The organism is Streptomyces sp. NPDC003720 (genome assembly GCF_042875075.1).
Classification (GTDB): domain Bacteria; phylum Actinomycetota; class Actinomycetes; order Streptomycetales; family Streptomycetaceae; genus Streptomyces.
Window position 1 is genome coordinate 480,560 of record NZ_JBIANZ010000005.1, and the last position, 16,690, is coordinate 497,249.

The 16,690-nt window shown below is 75.9% G+C and carries 14 protein-coding genes and 2 pseudogenes; 7 read left to right on the forward strand and 9 right to left on the reverse strand.

The features are described 5' to 3' along the window. Positions 1-112 precede the first annotated feature (112 nt). The 6 genes and pseudogenes from ACFYU0_RS16760 to ACFYU0_RS16785 form a co-directional block, all read right to left on the reverse strand. Positions 113-1,801: a hypothetical protein gene (locus ACFYU0_RS16760; protein ID WP_389301666.1), complete on the reverse strand. Its 1,689-nt coding sequence runs from the start codon at positions 1,799-1,801 to the stop codon at positions 113-115. Between the two features lie 37 nt (positions 1,802-1,838). After that, positions 1,839-2,708, reverse strand: coding sequence for a nucleic acid/nucleotide deaminase domain-containing protein (locus ACFYU0_RS16765; protein ID WP_389301668.1), 870 nt, complete (start codon positions 2,706-2,708; stop codon positions 1,839-1,841). Positions 2,709-2,844: 136 nt separating this feature from the next. Continuing rightward, positions 2,845-3,492 (reverse strand): LUD domain-containing protein, encoded by a 648-nt coding sequence (locus tag ACFYU0_RS16770; protein ID WP_351671240.1) that lies wholly within the window; start codon positions 3,490-3,492, stop codon positions 2,845-2,847. Beyond that, complete coding sequence (locus ACFYU0_RS16775; RefSeq protein ID WP_389301669.1) at positions 3,489-4,967, reverse strand: LutB/LldF family L-lactate oxidation iron-sulfur protein; 1,479 nt, start codon at positions 4,965-4,967, stop codon at positions 3,489-3,491. Before ACFYU0_RS16775 ends, ACFYU0_RS16770 begins: the two co-directional genes overlap by 4 nt. After that, positions 4,964-5,719 carry a (Fe-S)-binding protein gene (locus ACFYU0_RS16780; protein WP_351671246.1) on the reverse strand — a complete coding sequence of 252 codons (756 nt, stop codon included), beginning with the start codon at positions 5,717-5,719 and terminating at the stop codon, positions 4,964-4,966. The genes ACFYU0_RS16775 and ACFYU0_RS16780 overlap by 4 nt, the downstream gene beginning before the upstream one ends. Positions 5,720-5,791: 72 nt before the next feature. Then, a pseudogene (locus ACFYU0_RS16785) lies at positions 5,792-6,213 on the reverse strand (FGGY-family carbohydrate kinase); the annotation flags it as partial. Here ACFYU0_RS16785 and ACFYU0_RS16790 point away from each other — a divergent pair. The 5 genes and pseudogenes from ACFYU0_RS16790 to ACFYU0_RS16810 all read left to right on the forward strand — a co-directional run. Next, a pseudogene (locus ACFYU0_RS16790) lies at positions 6,196-6,300 on the forward strand (L-rhamnose mutarotase); the annotation flags it as partial. The pseudogenes ACFYU0_RS16785 and ACFYU0_RS16790 overlap by 18 nt on opposite strands. Before the next feature lie 227 nt (positions 6,301-6,527). Further along, positions 6,528-7,559 (forward strand): LacI family DNA-binding transcriptional regulator, encoded by a 1,032-nt coding sequence (locus ACFYU0_RS16795; protein WP_389301672.1) that lies wholly within the window; start codon positions 6,528-6,530, stop codon positions 7,557-7,559. Positions 7,560-7,656: 97 nt separating this feature from the next. Then, entirely contained in the window at positions 7,657-8,958 is a 1,302-nt protein-coding gene (locus tag ACFYU0_RS16800; protein WP_389301675.1) for an alpha/beta fold hydrolase, read from the forward strand. Positions 8,959-9,108: 150 nt separating this feature from the next. Beyond that, positions 9,109-10,005: an RNA polymerase sigma factor SigJ gene (gene sigJ, locus ACFYU0_RS16805; RefSeq protein WP_389301677.1), complete on the forward strand. Its 897-nt coding sequence runs from the start codon at positions 9,109-9,111 to the stop codon at positions 10,003-10,005. Positions 10,006-10,079: 74 nt separating this feature from the next. Next, positions 10,080-10,970: a pentapeptide repeat-containing protein gene (locus ACFYU0_RS16810; RefSeq protein ID WP_389301680.1), complete on the forward strand. Its 891-nt coding sequence runs from the start codon at positions 10,080-10,082 to the stop codon at positions 10,968-10,970. 214 nt (positions 10,971-11,184) lie between these two features. On the opposite strand, the gene ACFYU0_RS16815 is transcribed toward ACFYU0_RS16810, so the two are convergent. Next, on the reverse strand, positions 11,185-12,714 hold the full coding sequence (locus tag ACFYU0_RS16815) for a cytochrome P450 (RefSeq protein ID WP_389301683.1): 1,530 nt from the start codon (positions 12,712-12,714) through the stop codon (positions 11,185-11,187). 119 nt (positions 12,715-12,833) lie between these two features. On the opposite strand from ACFYU0_RS16815, the gene ACFYU0_RS16820 reads away from it, so the two are divergent. Next, a complete protein-coding gene (locus tag ACFYU0_RS16820) occupies positions 12,834-13,439 on the forward strand; it encodes a TetR/AcrR family transcriptional regulator (RefSeq protein ID WP_351671264.1) in 606 nt (201 codons plus the stop codon). 79 nt (positions 13,440-13,518) lie between these two features. Further along, on the forward strand, positions 13,519-14,244 hold the full coding sequence (locus tag ACFYU0_RS16825; protein ID WP_351671267.1) for a DUF2470 domain-containing protein: 726 nt from the start codon (positions 13,519-13,521) through the stop codon (positions 14,242-14,244). On the opposite strand, the gene ACFYU0_RS16830 is transcribed toward ACFYU0_RS16825, so the two are convergent. Beyond that, positions 14,212-15,369, reverse strand: a complete 1,158-nt coding sequence (locus ACFYU0_RS16830) for a lactonase family protein (RefSeq protein ID WP_389301931.1) — start codon at positions 15,367-15,369, stop codon at positions 14,212-14,214. The two genes, ACFYU0_RS16825 and ACFYU0_RS16830, sit on opposite strands and share 33 nt — an antisense overlap. Positions 15,370-15,579: 210 nt before the next feature. After that, on the reverse strand, positions 15,580-16,656 hold the full coding sequence (locus ACFYU0_RS16835) for a hypothetical protein (protein ID WP_389301686.1): 1,077 nt from the start codon (positions 16,654-16,656) through the stop codon (positions 15,580-15,582). Positions 16,657-16,690: the final 34 nt, after the last annotated feature.

Here is a 16,690-nt window from a genome sequence, read left to right on the forward strand (position 1 = left end):
CACGGTTATGTGACAGGACGTCCATCTGACGATGACGGCAAGGGAGTTGACGGCGTTCGCTCGGGGAACGCAAGGCGGCGCACAGCAACCGGCCGCGGACCGCCGGCCGTCGTCACCGCCCCCGCATCCGCACGAGCGCCTCGTCCGTCCCCACCACCAGGTCCCCGTCCGCCGTGAAGGCGAGGGCGTTGGCCTGGCTGCCTGGGTGGAAGGTGCGCAACCGGTCGTCGTCCAGGAGCCGGTGCTCGACGAGGCCGTCGGCCCAGGCGATCGCGAGGGCGAGCCCGGCGCCGGTCGTCGCCACCGCCACCGCGTTGACGGCGCAGCCGCGGGCGGCCACCGGTTCGGGCATGGGGTCGGTGTGCGGAGCCCACGCGCGCACGGTGCCGTCGGCGCCGCCCGTGTACAGCAGGACGACGGTGTCACCGGCCGCGGAGACCGGCAGGGCGGTTCCGGCGACCGCGGTGACGGGCCCCCGGTGCAGCGCGCGGGTACGCGGCTCGGCGCCGGCGGCCACCACGTGCACCGTCCCGGCGGCGTCACCGAGGACGACGCGGTCCCCGGCGCCGGTCAGCGCGGTGAACGTCTCCTGCTGACGCCGTGTGTACTCCCGCACGGCGTCGAGCAGCCGGCTCTGCTCGGAGGGGCCGTCGTCGAGGAGGGCGGCGAGTCCCCTGGGCCGCGACGACTCGGTGGCGCGCTGCGTGTGCAGCAGGCCGTGCTCGTCGAGGACGCTGACGGTGCCGTCGCCGTGCTCCGCGGTGGCGCGGACGCCGGGCGCGGAGTGCGGGAGGCGTCCGGTGGAGCGGGCGCTGTCCGCGTCGAGGACGCGCACGGTGCCCTGGTGGTCCGCGGCGACGAGCTGCCCCGCCAGGGGGCCGGTACCGGCCGCCAGCGAGCGGACCGGTCCGGGCCAGGGCGGGTTGACGTCGCCGCGCACCCGGTGCCAGACGAGGGTCCAGGAGGCGTCCCGGGCGAGGGCGCCGAGGACGGCGGGCAGCCGCGGATCACCGGCGTCGCCGAGGGCGGCGAGCAGGACGAGGGCGCGTTCGGCGGCGGGCTGCTCGCGGGTCAGGGAGGCGCCGGCCCGCAGCCAGGCGGCGCGCAGCCCGCCGTGGCTCTCCTCGGAGCGTTCGTACGCGGTGGTCACGCTCCAGGGGTCGGCGGCGCAGACCGAGGCGGGATCGTCCAGATCGAACGGTTCCTCCGGTTCCGGGTCCCGGCCCGCGACCGGCTCCGGGCCGGCCGGGTGGGCCGCCGCCCAGGACGCGCGTCGGGCCTCGTCGGTCCACCGGGGCTCGTCCAGGTCCATCCGGGCGCAGGGTCCGGCGGTCAGCGCCCGCTCCCACTCCGTACCCGAGCGGACCTCCACGAGTACCCGGAGGTGCTCCAACGAGGCCAGCGACAGGACCAGTTCGACGAGCGGGCCGGGCTGTTCGGCGGAGTGCAGTTCGGGCAGCGCGATGACGGTGCGGCGCGGGTCGGCGGCGAGCGCCGCCAGCAGGTCCCCCGGGGAACGCGCGGCGATCGACAGCTGTTCGCCGAGCATCCAGGCGGCCGTGGTCGCCGTCTGGCCGGGCAGCGGTACGAAGCCGTGGACCCGGCGTTCACCGACGGTGCCGGGCCGGGTGCCGTGGCCGATCAACCAGGCGAGGAGCCGCGACTTGCCGCTGCCCTCGGCGCCGGTGATCACGGCGAGGCCGGGGGCGTGGGGGTCGCCGAGCCAGGAGAGCAGGGCGGCCGCGGCGGGCTCCCGCCCGTCGGCGGGCCGGGACCAGGGCGGAGAGGCGTCAGCCGTCATGAACCCGCCTTCCCGCACGCGACGTTGGGGCGGCGCGTCACTGCCGGGCCTGCCGCGCGGCGTGGGTGATGAGCTCCTTGAGACCCTCCTCGCGGGACTCCGCTGTGTCGCCGTAGTCGAAGCTGTGCGTGAACTCGGCGTGCGGCAGGACGGCTTGGAGCCAGGCGGCGCAGTAGTGGCCCGGCATCATGCACGGCTCGAGTTCGCAGTAGACGCGGCGGACCTGCTCGGGCTCCACCCCGGACGAGGAGAGCCGCTGCCAGAGCTGCTCCTCGGGGTGCGGGCGGCCGGGACCGGCCTGGGCGGTGACGATCTGCTTGGCGCCGTCCTCGCCGACGTACTCGAAGGCCGACGAGAACGGGAAGTTGAGGGTGTGACGGATGTCGTCGAGCACCCGCGACCACCAGTTCTCCCGGTCGGCGACGGCCTCCGGGTCGATCTGCCGGATCTCCCGGACCAGCGCGGCGAACGCCTCGGCCGCGGACTGCAGTCCGTCGGAGGCGGCGATCACCGGGAGGGCGCGGTCCAGAGCGGCCGCGCAGTGCGTGAAGGCGGCGACGTCCGAGCTGACGAACAGGGCGGGTTCGCCACGGCCGAGGAAGACCGCCTGCACGGAGCCGTCGGCGCGCACGCACAGGTTCGCCAGCCGGTCGGTGCCGATGCGCACCCACTCCGCCCAGTCGCCCTGCAGCGCCACGCCGCGGTGGCCGGTGAACATCCCGAGGGTCGGCCCGTCGGTGTCGTCCGCCGCGATGAAGTACGGGCCGACGTGCAGCGGCACCCCGACCTGCGCCAGGTGCGTCCGGGCCGAGGCCGGCACGGTGCCGTACGAGGCGGGCACGCTGATGCGGCGCAGCCCCTGAGGGCCGAACTGCGCGACGGCGGGGTCCGAGGGGAGCTCGGGCATCACAGACCTCTCACGGTGGCGGACGTACCGGCCCCACCCTATGCGCAGCGGGGTGTCTCCATGGCGCAGACCCCGACGCCGGCTCCGCGCCCGCGATGCGCGCCCGGAGCCGGCCGCACCGCGTCCGGCACGCCGGTCACGCCCCGCTCACCAGCACCACCTCCAGCGCGCGCGGCCCGTGCACCCCCTCCACCCGGTCGAGTTCGATGTCGCTGGTCGCGGAGGGGCCGGAGATCCAGGTCAGCGGGCGGGCGGGATCCAGGCGGCCGAGGGCCTGCGGGACCGAGGCGACCACCTGGTCCGGGACGCGCACCACGCAGACGTGGTGGTCGGGGATCAGCGTGATGCGGCGCCGGCCCTGGTCGGGGGAGCCGTCCAGGACGAGCGTGCCGGTCTCGGCGATCGCGACCGCGCAGCCGGTGACCACGCTGTCCACCCGGTCCAGTTCACGCGCCGTACTCCCGGCGCGGTCCTCCACCAGGGCGGGACCGGTGGCCGGCAGCCACCCGGGCGGGAGGCCGGGCGGCACGAGCACCCGCTCCGAGCCGCGGGCGGCGAGCAGCCGCGTGATCAGGCCCGGCAGGCCCGCCGCGTCCGTGCGGTGCACGACCGCCCGGTAGTCCGCCAGGTTCTCGGCCAGCAGCTCCACGGTCCGCCCGGCCGTACGGTCGCCGTGCTCGCGCAGGTAGTCGCGCGCCACCGCCTCCTCGTACGGCCGCTCGTCCGCGGGCAGGTCGGCGAGCGCGCGCCGCACCCGGCCCAGGATCCTTTCCCTGCTGCTCACTTCGCCGTGTCCTTCCCGCCGTTCGTGCGCTGCCACCAGTCCCGGAACGGTTCGGCCGGCACCGCCGGCAGGTCCCGGGCGCCGCTCCACGCCCGGCCCGGACCCGGCAGCGTGCGCGGATGCAGCCGGCGGGTACGGGAGGCGAGCCGCTGCCCGGCGCGCAGCGCGCCCGGGTGCGCGAACGCCCAGCGCGCCGCCCGCATCGCCGCCCGCTCGGCGGCGTGGCCCCGGGCCGGCCTCAGCACCACCTTGTTGCCCGCCCGGACCGCCTGCCCGCCCTGCGCGACCCGCTCCCGCAGGTGCACCAGCACCTCCGGGATGTCGATGGCGACCGGGCACACCTCGTAGCAGGCCCCGCACAGCGAGGACGCGTACGGCAGGGAGGCGTCGATCTCGCTTCCGATGCCGCGCAGCTGGGGGCTGAGGATGGCGCCGATCGGACCCGGGTACACCGAACCGTAGGCGTGGCCGCCGGCCCGCTCGTACACCGGGCACACGTTCAGGCAGGCCGAGCAGCGGATGCAGCGCAGCGCCTGCCGGCCCACCTCGTCGGCGAGGGTGTCGGTGCGTCCGTTGTCGAGCAGGACGAGGTGGAAGGCGTCCGGGCCGTCCCCGTCCGTGGTGCCGGTCCACATCGACGTGTACGGGTTCATCCGCTCGGCCGTCGAGGAGCGGGGCAGCGTCTGCAGGAAGACCTCCAGGTCCCGCCAGGTGGGCACGATCTTCTCGATGCCGACGACCGAGATCAGCGTCTCGGGCAGGGTCAGGCACATCCGCCCGTTGCCCTCGGACTCCACGACCACCAGCGTGCCGGTCTCGGCGACCATGAAGTTGGCGCCGGAGACGCCGACCCTGGCCCGCAGGAACTTCTCCCGCAGGTGCAGCCGGGCGGCCTCGGCGAGTTCGGCGGGGGAGTCGCTCAGGCCCTCGGGCGCCGGCCGGCCCCACTCGGCCATCTCGGCGCGGAAGATGTCCCGGATCTCGCGCCGGTTGCGGTGGATGGCCGGGACCAGGATGTGCGAGGGCCGGTCCTTGCCCAACTGCACGATCAGCTCGGCGAGATCGGTCTCGTAGGCGCGGATGCCCGCGGCCTCGAGCGCCTCGTTCAGGCCGGTCTCCTGCGTGGCCATCGACTTGACCTTGACGACCTCCGACTCGCCGGTGGCCCGGACCAGTTCGGTGACGATCCGGTTGGCCTCCTCGGCGTCGGCGGCCCAGTGGACCGTGCCGCCCGCCGCCGTCACCGCCTCCTCCAACTGGACCAGGTAGCGGTCGAGATGGCGCAGCGTGTGGTCCTTGATCCGCCTGCCCGCCTCCCGCAGCTCCGCCCAGTCGGACACCTCGGCGACCGCCCTGGCCCGCTTGGCGCGGATGGTGTGGGTGGCGTGGCGCAGGTTGCCGCGCAGGGTGGCGTCGCCGACGGCCTCGCGCGCGGCCTCGGGGAAGGCCGGCATACCCAGGTACGTTCCGCTCATGCGGCCGGTTCCTCCTCCGTGCTCGCCAGGATCTCCGCGATGTGCACCGGCCGCATGTCCGTCCGCAGCCTGCTCATCGTGCCGCCGATGTGCATCAGGCAGGAGTTGTCGGCCGCGCACAGCACCTCCGCGCCGGTCGACTCGGCGTTGCGCACCTTGTCCGCGCCCATCGCCGCCGACACCTCGGCGTTCTTCACCGCGAACGTGCCGCCGAACCCGCAGCACTCCTCGGCCCCCGGCAGCTCCACCAGTTCCAGCCCGCGCACGGCGTTCAGCAGCCGCCGGGGCCGGTCGCCGAGACCGAGGGCGCGCAGTCCGTGGCAGGTCGGGTGGTACGTCACCCGGTGCGGGTAGTGGGCGCCGACGTCCGTCACCCCGAGCACGTCGACCAGGAACTCCGTCAGTTCGTACGTCTTCGGCACGACCGGCGCGAGCACCGCGGCGAGCGTCCCGCCCCGCCCCTCGGCCCGCGCCCGCTCGCCCATGCGCGGGTAGAGCTCGCGGACCATCGCCCCGCAGGACCCGGACGGGGTGACGATCGCCTCGTACTCACCGAAGACCTCGGCGAAGCGCCGGGCCAGCGGCTCCGCCTCGTGCCGGTAGCCGGTGTTGTAGTGCGCCTGCCCGCAGCACGTCTGGCCCATCGGGAAGTCGACCTCGACCCCCAGCCGGGTCAGCAGTCTCACCACCGCCCGGCCGGTGTCCGGATAGAGCGTGTCGTTGACACAGGTCAGGAACAGGGCGACACGCATCGCGGCTCCTCGGTGTCGGTCGTCGGACGTCTGCAGGGTAATCGGCGCGATCCGCCGGGCGGCGGGCCCGGCTCACCGCGTGGCGGGCCGCGCCGCCGCCTCCCGCCGGCGGGCCGCGCCGCCGCGGGGTGTGCGGCGGGTCAGCGGCTGGGTGCGGGCGAGCAGCCGGCGCATGCCGGCGAGGTCGCCGCCAGCCCGTGCCTGCGGGCCTGCACCAGCACGTTGCCGAGGGCCGCCGCCTCCGTCGCGCCCGCCACCACCGGCAGCCCGCAGGCGTCGGCGGTGAGCTGGGGGCACAGCAGCGCGTTGCGGGTGCCGCCGCCGACGACGTACACGACGTCGACCGCACGGCCGGCCATCCGCTGCGCGTCCTCGACGGCCCGGCGGTGGGCGAGGGCCGGCGAGTCCAGGATGCAGCGCGTCACCTCGGCCCGGGTCCCGGGCGCCGGCTGCCCCGAGGTCCGGCAGGCCTCCGCGACGCCCGCCGGCAGGCGGAGACGGCGCCGTTCTTCGAATCGCCGGACGGCGCCCGGCCCGACGAGGCGATGACACCGCTCACGGAGGTGTTCCACCTGCCGTGACCGCCGCCGCGAGCGGGCCCGCGCCCGCCGCCGCCGGGCCGGCCCCGGACCCGGCCGGGCGACCGGGCCGCACCGGGGCGGGGACCGGGCCGCGATGCCGGTCATGACGGTAATGTGAGGGCTCTTCCGCCCTCCTGCGCGCGCGAGTGCGCCCTCGAGCGCACGAGTGTCCGGGCGCCCGTGAGCGCCTTCCCCCGCCACCCCTGGTCCCCTGGAGGCGAAGCCCGATGGTCCAGTCGGTGGGTATCAAGGACGTCGCCCGCGCCGCCGGAGTCTCGGTGGGCACGGTCTCGAACGTCATCAACCGCCCCGAGACCGTCGCCGGCGAGACCCGGGCCCGGGTCCTGTCCGCCATCGACCGGCTCGGCTACGTCCGCAGCGAGTCCGCCCGGCAGCTGCGCGCCGGCCGCAGCCGCATCATGGGCCTGCTGGTGCTGGACATGGGCAGCCCCTTCTTCGTGGACGTGGCGCGCGGCGCCGAGCGGGCGGCCCGGGACGCGGGGCTCGGCGTGATGGTCTGCAACAGCGCGCGGAACGCCGCCGAGGAGGCGGAGTACCTGTTCCTCTTCGCCGAGCAGCGGGTGCGCGGAGTGCTGCTCACCCCGGCCGACGCCACCGGCCGCAACATCGCGGCCTTCCGCCGGCACGGCATCCCCTTCGTGCTGGTCGACCGCGTCGCCGACGGCACCACCGAGTGCTCGGTCTCCGTGGACGACGTCGCGGGCGGCGCCCTCGCCGTCCGCCACCTGGTGGACGCCGGCCACCGCTCCATCGCCTACGTCAGCGGTCCGCCCGGACTGAACCAGGTGCGCGACCGCCGCACCGGCGCCCTGAACGCGCTCGCCGAGGCCGGGCTCGGTCCCGACGCCCTGCGCGAACTGCCCACCGAGCGGCCGGACGTCGCGGCCGGCCGGGACGCGGGCGCCCGGCTGCTGGGCCTCGCCGACCGGCCCACCGCGGTCTTCTGCGCCAACGACCTGCTCGCCCTCGGCGTGCTCCAGGCCCTGTACGCGGCCGGTGTGGTCGTCCCCGACGACCTGGCCATCGTCGGCTACGACGACATCGAGTTCGCCGCGGCCGCGGCCGTACCCCTGACCTCCGTACGGCAGCCCGCCGTCACCATGGGCGCCCTCGCCGCGGAACTGCTGCTGGAGGAGACCGAGGCCGGCACCGAGGGCGGCGCCGGCCGGCACGAGCACCGCCGGGTGGTGCTCCAGCCGGAGCTGGTGGTGCGCCGCTCCAGTCTCGCCGCCCGCTGACCGGAGGTTCAGTAGGAATCCGTGATCCGGGTGGGTCGGCCCGGCCGCCGGTGTGCTGAACTGGGACGCGTCCGTGCCGTCCGTCCCGGGAGATCCGTTGACTTCCAGCTACCGCCAGCCCGGTGTCGTCCTCACCGACCACCGCTTCACCGTGCCTCTCGACCACGCCCGGCCCGGCGGCGAGACCATCGAGCTGTACGCCCGTGAGGCCGTCGCCGGCGACAAGGCGGGGCAGGACCTGCCGTGGCTGCTGTATCTGCAGGGCGGCCCGGGCTTCGGGGCGAATCGTTTCGCCGGACGTCAGGCCTGGCTCGACCGCGCCCTGAAGGACTACCGCGTCCTGCTCCTGGACCAGCGCGGCACCGGCAGCTCCACGCCCGCCACCCGGCAGACGCTCCCGCTGCGCGGCGGCCCCGCCGAGCAGGCCGACTACCTCACCCACTTCCGCGCCGACTCCATCGTCCGCGACTGCGAGGCCATCCGCCCCCGGCTGACGGGCGGCGCCCCGTGGACCGTGCTGGGCCAGAGCTTCGGCGGCTTCTGCACGGTGTCGTACCTCTCCCTCGCCCCCGAGGGCATGGACACCGCCGTCGTCACCGGCGGCCTGCCCTCGCTCGACGCCCACGCCGACGACGTCTACCGGGCCGCCTACCCGCGCATCGAGCGCAAGGTCGCCGCGCACTACGCGCGTTACCCGCAGGACGTCGAGCGGGCCCGGCGCATCGCCGACCACCTCCTCACCCACGACGTCGTCCTGCCCGGCGGCCACCGGCTCACCGTGGAGGCGTTCCAGTCCCTCGGCCTGATGCTCGGCACGAGCGACGGCAGCCACCGGCTGCACTTCCTCCTGGAGGACGCGTTCGTCCGCACCCCGGGCGGCCCGGAGCTGTCCGACGCCTTCCAGGAGCAGGTGCGCGGCCTGCTGTCGTACGCGGGGCACCCGCTGTACGCGCTCGTCCACGAGTCCACCTACGGCCAGGACGCCCGCCCCACCGCCTGGGCCGCCGAGCGGGTCCGCGCCGAGTTCCCGCAGTTCGACGCGGCCAAGGCACTCGCCGGCGACGCCCCGGTGCTGTTCACCGGCGAGACGGTGCACCCCTGGACGTTCGAGACCGACCCGGCGCTGCGCCCGCTGCGGGAGACCGCCGAGCTGCTCGCCGCCCGCACCGACTGGCAGCCCCTGTACGACCCCGCCCGGCTGGCCGCCAACGAGGTCCCGGTCGCCGCGGCCGTCTACCACGACGACATGTACGTGGACACGGCCCACTCCCTGCGCACCGCCCGCGCCGTGCGGGGGCTGCGGACCTGGGTGACCGACGAGTACGAGCACGACGGCCTGCGCGTCGGGGCGCCGCGGGTGCTGGACCGGCTGCTCGCCCTGGCCCGCGACGAGGTGTGAGCCAACCGGGCGCGGCGTAAAAGGAGTCGCGGCGGCGGGCGGGCGGCATAGTCTGCGGCCAGGGCTTGCCGGCGATCACCGGGACCGCTGCCGCCGCCCCCGGCGGAGCAGGTGCGGGCGCCCCGCCGGCACCGGACGAACGGGGACCCCATGAACGGCATCACCGACCTGCTCGCCGAGCGCTTCGAGGAGCACCGGGGGCACCTGCGCGCGGTGGCCTACCGGATGCTCGGCTCGCTCACCGAGGCGGAGGACGCGGTCCAGGAGGCCTGGCTGCGGCTCGGCCGCGGCGACGCGGAGGAGATCCGCAACCTCGGCGGCTGGCTGACCACTGTGGTGGGCCGGGTCTGCCTGGACATGCTGCGCTCGCGCACCGCGCGCCGCGAGGAGCCGATGGACGACACGTTCGTCCCCGATCCGGTGGTCCGGCCCCTCGGCGCGACGGACCCCGAGAAGGAGGTGCTGGAGGCCGACTCGGTCGGGCTGGCGCTCCTCGTGGTGCTCCAGACGCTGGAACCGGCCGAACGGCTGGCGTTCGTCCTGCACGACATGTTCGCCGTGCCGTTCGACGACATCGCCGCGATCGTCGAGCGCAGCCCGGCCGCCACCCGGCAGCTCGCCAGCCGGGCCCGCCGCCGGGTGCAGGGCGCCGGCCCTTCCGCCGACCCCGACCTCGGCCGCCAGCGGCAGGTGGTCGACGCCTGGCTGGCCGCCACCCGCGGCGGCGACTTCGAGGCGCTGCTCGCCCTGCTCCACCCCGACGCGGCGCTGCGCGCCGACGCGGGAGTCCTGGTACGGGGCGTGGGCGGGTCCAAGGCGGTCAGCGGGGCCCGCACGGTCGCCGAGCAGGCCTCGATGTTCTCCCACCTCGCCGCGCACGCCCGTCCGGTGCTGGTCAACGGAGCGGTGGGCCTGGTCACCGCGCCCGGGGGGCGGCCGGTCTCGGTCACGGCGTTCACGGTCGCCGACGGCCTGATCACCGGCCTGTACATCCTCGCCGACCCGGAGCGCCTGGCCCGGCTGGACCTGCCGGCGCCGGCGGACTGAGCCGTGGACCCTGCGCGGGCCGCCGGGCCGGGCCGTACGTCCCGCGGACCGCGCAGGTCAGTAGGCTGGACGCCATGCCGGATCAGATACCCGACCTCGCCGAGCTGCGCGGCGACTGCGCCCAGTGCTTCGGGCTGTGCTGTGTCGCCCTGCCCTTCACCGCCGGCGCGGACTTCGCGACCGACAAGCCCGCGGGGAAGCCGTGCTCGAACCTCCGGGAGGACCATCGCTGCGGCATCCACGCGGGCCTGCGCGAGAAGGGCTTCGCCGGCTGCACGGTCTACGACTGCTTCGGTGCGGGGCAGAAGGTCTCGCGGCTGACCTTCGGCGGGCAGGACTGGCGTACCGGCTCGGGGGAGCGGGCCCGCCTGATGTTCGAGGTGTTTCCCGTCGTACGCCAACTGCACGAACTGCTCCGGTACCTGACGGAGGCGCTCGGCATGGAGGCCGCCCGTCCGGTCCACGCCGGACTGCGCGAGGCCCTGGAGCGGACCGAACTGCTCACCCGGGGGACCCCGGAGGAACTGGCCGGGCTGGACGTGGCCGCCCACCGGCAGGAGGTCAACGTCCTGCTGCTGCGCGCCGGCGAGCTGGCCCGGGCGGGCGCCACCGGCGGGGCGGCGCAGACCGGGAAGGGCGGGAAGGCCGGAAAGAACGGCAAGGGCGGCAAGCGCGGGGCCAAGGACCGCCGGGGCGCCGACCTGATCGGGGCCCGGCTGCGCGGTGCCGACCTGCGCGGGGCCAGCCTGCGCGGCGCCTATCTGATCGCGGCCGACCTCACCGGCGCCGACCTGCGGGAGGCCGACATGATCGGCGCCGACCTCCGCGACGCGGACCTGACCGACGCCGACCTCACCGGCGCCTTCTTCCTGACCCAGCCCCAGGTGAACGCGGCCCGCGGCAACGCGGGCACCAGACTTCCGGAGACGGTCACCCGACCCGGGCACTGGGCGGCGGACGACTGAGCGGGGCGGCGCCGGTGGCGGCCGGCGGCGGCGCTCGCGGCGCGACCGCACCGGCGCCGGCCGGCCGGACCTCGGCCCGCGCGGATCAGGGTCTCGGCTCGTCCTGCCGGCCGGGCAGCGGGCGCTCGCCGGGCCCGTCACCGAGGCGCGGGCGACCGTGCCGGGGGTGCGGCGCCGCTCGTGACCCGGCCGCGCCGGTGCCGGCCGGCGGGGTTCAGGCGCCCGTGCCGCTCACCGGGCAGCGGGCGGCCGCGCCGGGGCCGTCGTCGGGGACGGTGACCGGGGCCGGTGTCGCCGCGGCCGGCGCGGGCCGGCGTTCCAGGCGCAGGCGCAGTCCCTCCGGCATCACCGTCAGGCGCTCGGTGACCCGGAGCCGGTAGGCGGGGTCGGCGCGCAGGTCGTAGCGGCGCAGCAGCAGGCCGAGGACGAGGGTCGCCTCGTGCAGCGCGAACTGGCGGCCGATGCAGGCCCGCGCGCCGGTGCCGAACGGCTTGAAGGTGTGCGGGGCACGGCCCCGTACGGCGCCCGCCTCGAAGCGGTCCGGATCGAACCGCTCGGCGTCCTCGCCCCACACCTCCGGGTCGCGGTGCAGCAGGGGCAGCAGGACCAGCGCCCACGCGCCGCGCCGCATCGGGTGCTCCCCGGCCAGCACCGTGTCCTGCCGGGCCTCGCGGGCGTAGGCGGGCGCGGTCGGCCACAGCCGCAGCGACTCGTCCAGCACCCGGCGCACGTAGCGCAGCTTGGCGACCTGCTCGTAGCCCGGTTCCGGGGTGTCGCCCCAGACGCGGTCCACCTCGGCGCGGGCCCGGGCGGCGACCTCCGGGTGCCGGGCGAGGTAGTACAGGGCGAAGGACAGCGCGCCCGAGGTGGTCTCGTGGCCGGCGACCAGGAACGTGATCACCTGCTTGCGCACGTTCTCGGCGGACAGCCGCTCCCCGGTCTCCGGGTGCGCGGTGTCCAGCATGCGGTCCAGCAGGTCCCCGTCGCCGCCGCCCGAGCGCCGCCGGGCCGCCACGACCTCGTCGACCGTGCGGTCCAGGTGGGCGATGTCGGCGGCGTTGCGCCGGGAGGCGCCCCGCAGCAGCAGCGGCGCCAGCGGCACGGGCACGCTGTTCAGGCGCTGCGCGTAGCTGAGCGTGCCGACCATCGCGGTCACGAACGGATGCGGCCGGTCCCGTTCGAAGGAGCCGAAGTCGTGCCCGAACCCGGTGCGCGCGATCGTCTCCAGGGTCAGCTTGGTCATGTCGCCGGGCACGTCCACCGTGCGGCCGGCCGCCAGTTCGCGGTCCCAGTGGCCGGTCAGCCGCTCCGCCACCGCCAGCATCATCGAGTGGTAGCCCGCCATGGCCTCGCGGCTGAAGCCGGGCGCCAGCACGTCGTGCGCCATCTGCCAGTTCGGCTCGTGGTTGTACGCCGTGAACAGCCCGTCCCCGGCGACCGGGCGCAGGTTGGCCACCCCGAGGCCGACGTGCTTGGCGAACCGGGACTCGTCGGCGAGGTCCGCGACGAGCCGTGATCCCCACAGGAACACGAACTCGTTGCCGAACACCCGGCGGCGGAAGACCGGGCCCAGCTCACGGCCGAAGCGCATGGAGTCCTGCAGCGGCCGGTGCCGGTCGACGCCGAGCACGTCGCCGAGCAGGGGCAGCCGGCGCGGCGGGTGGGGGATGCGGTGCAGCTCGGGCCAGCCCTGCTCGGCGCCCCGGAAGCCCTTGGGCAGCCCGGCGTCCGTCGTCTCCGCCATGACGCGATCTCCCTTGACCCAGCGGATGGTTGAACCTGCGCCGCGCGTGTTGTACGTGGGTTCAATAACGGGTTCCAGTGTGGGCCGCTTGTTGAACCGGCGTCAAGTAAAGTGACGGCATGCCCGCGAACCAGGGGGAACGCGCCCGGCGCAGACTCAGCACCGAGGAGCGCCGCGAGCAGTTGCTCTCGGTCGGCGCGAGACTGTTCTCGGAGAGCCCGTACGACGAGGTCCGGATCGAGCGGGTCGCCGAGATCGCGGGGGTCTCCCGCGGGCTGCTCTACCACTACTTCCCGAACAAGCGGGACTTCTTCGCCGCGGTCGTGGAGCGCGAGAGCGAGCGGATGCTGCGCATGACGGCGGCCGTGCCCGGGGTGCCGGTGCGCGACCAGCTCCTCGCCGGCCTCGACACCTATCTCGCCTACGTCCAGGCGCACGCGCACGGTTTCCGCGCCTTCCACCGCGCCGACGCGGCCGGCGACCAGGCCGTGCGCCGCGTCTACCGGCGGGCCCTCGCCGCCCAGGAGCGGCAGATCCTGGCCGCCCTGGCCGTGGACCCCGAGTTCGGGCCGGCCTTCGAGGGCGCCCCCGGGGTGCGGCTCGCCGTGCGCGGCTGGCTGGCCTTCACCACCGCCGTCTGCCTGGAGTGGCTGCGGGACGGCGAACCGGCCCGGGACCAGGTCCGCGACCTGTGCGCCCGGGCGCTCCTGGGAGTCATCGCCTGACGCACCCTCTGCCGAGGCGTGGTTGGCGCGCGCTCGGATCTTCGATAGGTTAGGCAAGGCTTACCTAAGGAGGCAGGGAATGGGTGACATCCAGGACCGGTCGGCCGGACCCGGCGCGGCGCAGCGGGCGCGGTCGGTCGCGGCGGCCGCGTGGTCGTGCGCGGTGACGGCGGACGGCGCCCGCGAGGAGTACGTCGGCGCGCACCGCGTGACCGCCGACGGGGGAGTGCTGCTGGACGTGCCCGAGGACAGCGCCCTGGCCGCGGCCGCGCTGTGCGCCCCGCGCGGCGAGCCGACCGCCGTCGTCGAGTTCGCCGACGCGGCCCCGGTGCCGGTGCGCCGGCGGATCCGGTCCCGCCTCCGGCTGGCCGGTTGGTTCACCCCCGTCGGCGACTCGCTGCTCCTGCGGCCCACCCGTGCGGTGCTGTGGCAGCCGTCCGGTTCGGTGTCCGTCGACCCGGACGAGTTCGCCGCCGCCCGCCCCGACCCGCTCGCCGGCGCGGAGGCCCGGCTGCTCACCCACCTCGCCGGCGCCCACCCGGACGCCGTCGAACGGCTCACCCGGCTCGTGCGCCCCGAGAGCCTGCACGCCGCGATCCGCGTGGTGCCGCTCGCCGTCGACCGGCACGGCCTCACCCTGCGCGTCGAACGGGCCCGCACCCAGGCCGACGTACGGCTGCCGTTCCACACCCCCGCCGACGACGTCGCCCAGCTCGCCGAGCGGATGCACGCACTGCTGGCCCGGGCGAGCGCCGCCGTCCGCCCCCGCGCCCTACAGCGGCAGCGCGCAGACGGCGACGGGTGACGCGAACGGCTCACCCGCCAGGCGCAGTCCGCCGCTCGACGCGTCCACGTGGAACACGCTGACCGTGCCGGAGCGCTGGTTCGCCGCGAACAGCAGCCGGCCGTCCGGCGAGAACGCGATCTGCCGCGGGAAGTCACCGGCCACCGGCACCGTGCCGAGCAGCCGCAGCCGGGCCCCGGAGTCCTCGACGGCGTACCGCGCGAGGCTGTTGTGGCCGCGGTTGGCGAGGAACGCGTAGGAGCCGTCCGCGGTCACCAGGAACTGCGCCGGGTAGTTGGTGCCCCCGGACGAGCCCGTCGGCTGCGGGTCGCCGATCGTCAGGCGGCCGGTGGGCGGATCGTAGGCGCAGACGGCGACCGTGTCGTCCACCTCGTTGGCCAGGTAGGCGTGGCGGCCGCCGGGGTGGAAGGTCAGATGGCGCGGGCCCGCGCCCGGCCTGGTCCGCGCCCGGGCCACCTCGGTGAGCGTGCCCCGCTTCTCGTCGAGGCGGTAGCTGTAGACGGTGTCCGTGCCGAGGTCGACGGCGAGCACATGGCCGCCGTCCGGCGCGGTGACGAACTGGTGCGCGTGCGGCCCCTGCTGGCCGGGGCCGGGCGGCGGGGCGGTGTGCGTGACCAGGTCGGTGCGCTCGCCGAGCGCGCCCGAGGCGCCGACGGGGTGCACGGCGACGCTGCCCGACCCGTAGTCGGCGCTCAGCAGCCAGCGGCCGCCGGGGTGGACCGAGAGATGGCAGGGGCCGGCCCCGCCGGTGGCGCGTGCGCCCAGGACCTTGTGGTCGGCCAGGCGGACGGCGGTGACCGCGCCCTCCTGGCGCTCGTCGACCGCGTACAGCGTGCGGCCGTCCGGGTGGACCGCGAGGTACGACGGGTCGGGAACGCCGGTGAGCGTCCCGGTGCCGGTGATCCGGCCGGTCCCCGGGTCGTACTCGGCCAGTGCGACGCCGGCCCCGCCGCCCTCGACGGAGGTGTAGGTGCCCACGTACAGCGGGCGGGGGCGGTCCGCCCCGTGCGACGGCCGGACCGCCGTGCGCTCACCGGTCCGCGGAGGCGGAGCGGCCGGCGGGGCGGGCGCGGGCGGATCGGCCGCCGTGGCGGGCGCCGCCACCACGGCGGCGGCGCCCGCCACGGCCCCGACGAACCGGCGCCTGCTCCAGCCCGCCACCGGTTCCCGGCCCCGGCCGGGCGCGGGAGAGCCGCCGCGCACCGTCCGTTCCTCCTCGTCCATGCCGCACCTCAGGTCGTCGGTCGTCCCGCTGGCGCAGCCACCTTGGCGCGGACCGGCCGCCGAAGGCAAGAACGGCAACGGTCGTCGCGCGTCTCGCAACCGGGTGGGGGCCTACCACTCACCGTCCTCGACCGGCTTGCCCGGCGTGTCCTTCAGCGGGGTCACCTGCCACGGGGACGGCTGCTGCCAGGGGTCCAGGTCGTCGCCCAGCCAGTCGCCGACCGGCTTCACGCCCGTCAGGGTGCCGGTGGGGTCCAGATCCTCGGCGTCCTCGTCGTAGTAGTCGAACCACGGCAGTCCGGCCCGCGTGTACGCCGCCCGGTCCACCGGCGACGGCGGCGGCGCCTCGCCGGTGATGCGGCGCCACTCGGGAGGCGTGACCAGATGGACGAAGACCCGCCCGGCCGGTGCGTCGGACCAGTCCCTCAGCGGCCGGTCGTCCTGGTAGACCTCCTGGCGCATCGAGCCGCCGACCCCCAGCCCCATCGCCGCCGCGCGGCGCGGGGGAGCGGCGCCGGCCGGGGCGGCGGGCGGCGGCAGGGCGGCGCCGGGAGCGGCCGCCGCCATGGGGACGGGCCCGCCGCCCGGCGGGGGCGCGCCGTAGCCCCCGAACGGCCCGGCGGACCGCAGCCGCTGCTGCCGCTCCCGCTCCTCGCGCCGCCACTCGGCCAGCGCGTGCTCCTTCAGCCCGAACGCCTGGAGCTGTACGCCGCCCCACACCTCCTCGCCGGTGACCTGGCCCTCCACCGTCGCCCCGAGCCCGAGCGGCACCGCGACGAACTGCCGGACCGTGCCCTTGCCGGAGTTGATGCCGTCCAGCCAGGGCTGGCGGGGGAGCACGACGTAGTTCTGCGGCCTGCGGACCAGGTGGTCGCGCCACGGCTTCCCGGACACGGCGCACACCTTGCCCACGCCCACCTGGAGGGCGGCCGGCTCCGTCGTACCGGTGAAACTCAGCCACATGGCCTCCCGCAGGTACACCGGCAGCATCACGCCACCGCGCCGGCGCCACTCCTCGGGAACCCGGTCGCCGAAGTCGGAGACCCGCCGCACCGGGAACTCGCCGAGCCCCGGCGGCAGCGGATGCGTGCCCTTCTCGGGCAGCCGCAGCGTGCGGACGAACCGCACCGCCACGCCGCCCGGCAGCCTCAGTGTGTTCCCGTCGATCCGCACCTCGGTGCCGGCCATCGGCGACCCCCTCTCCTCGTGGTGCCGGCCCCGC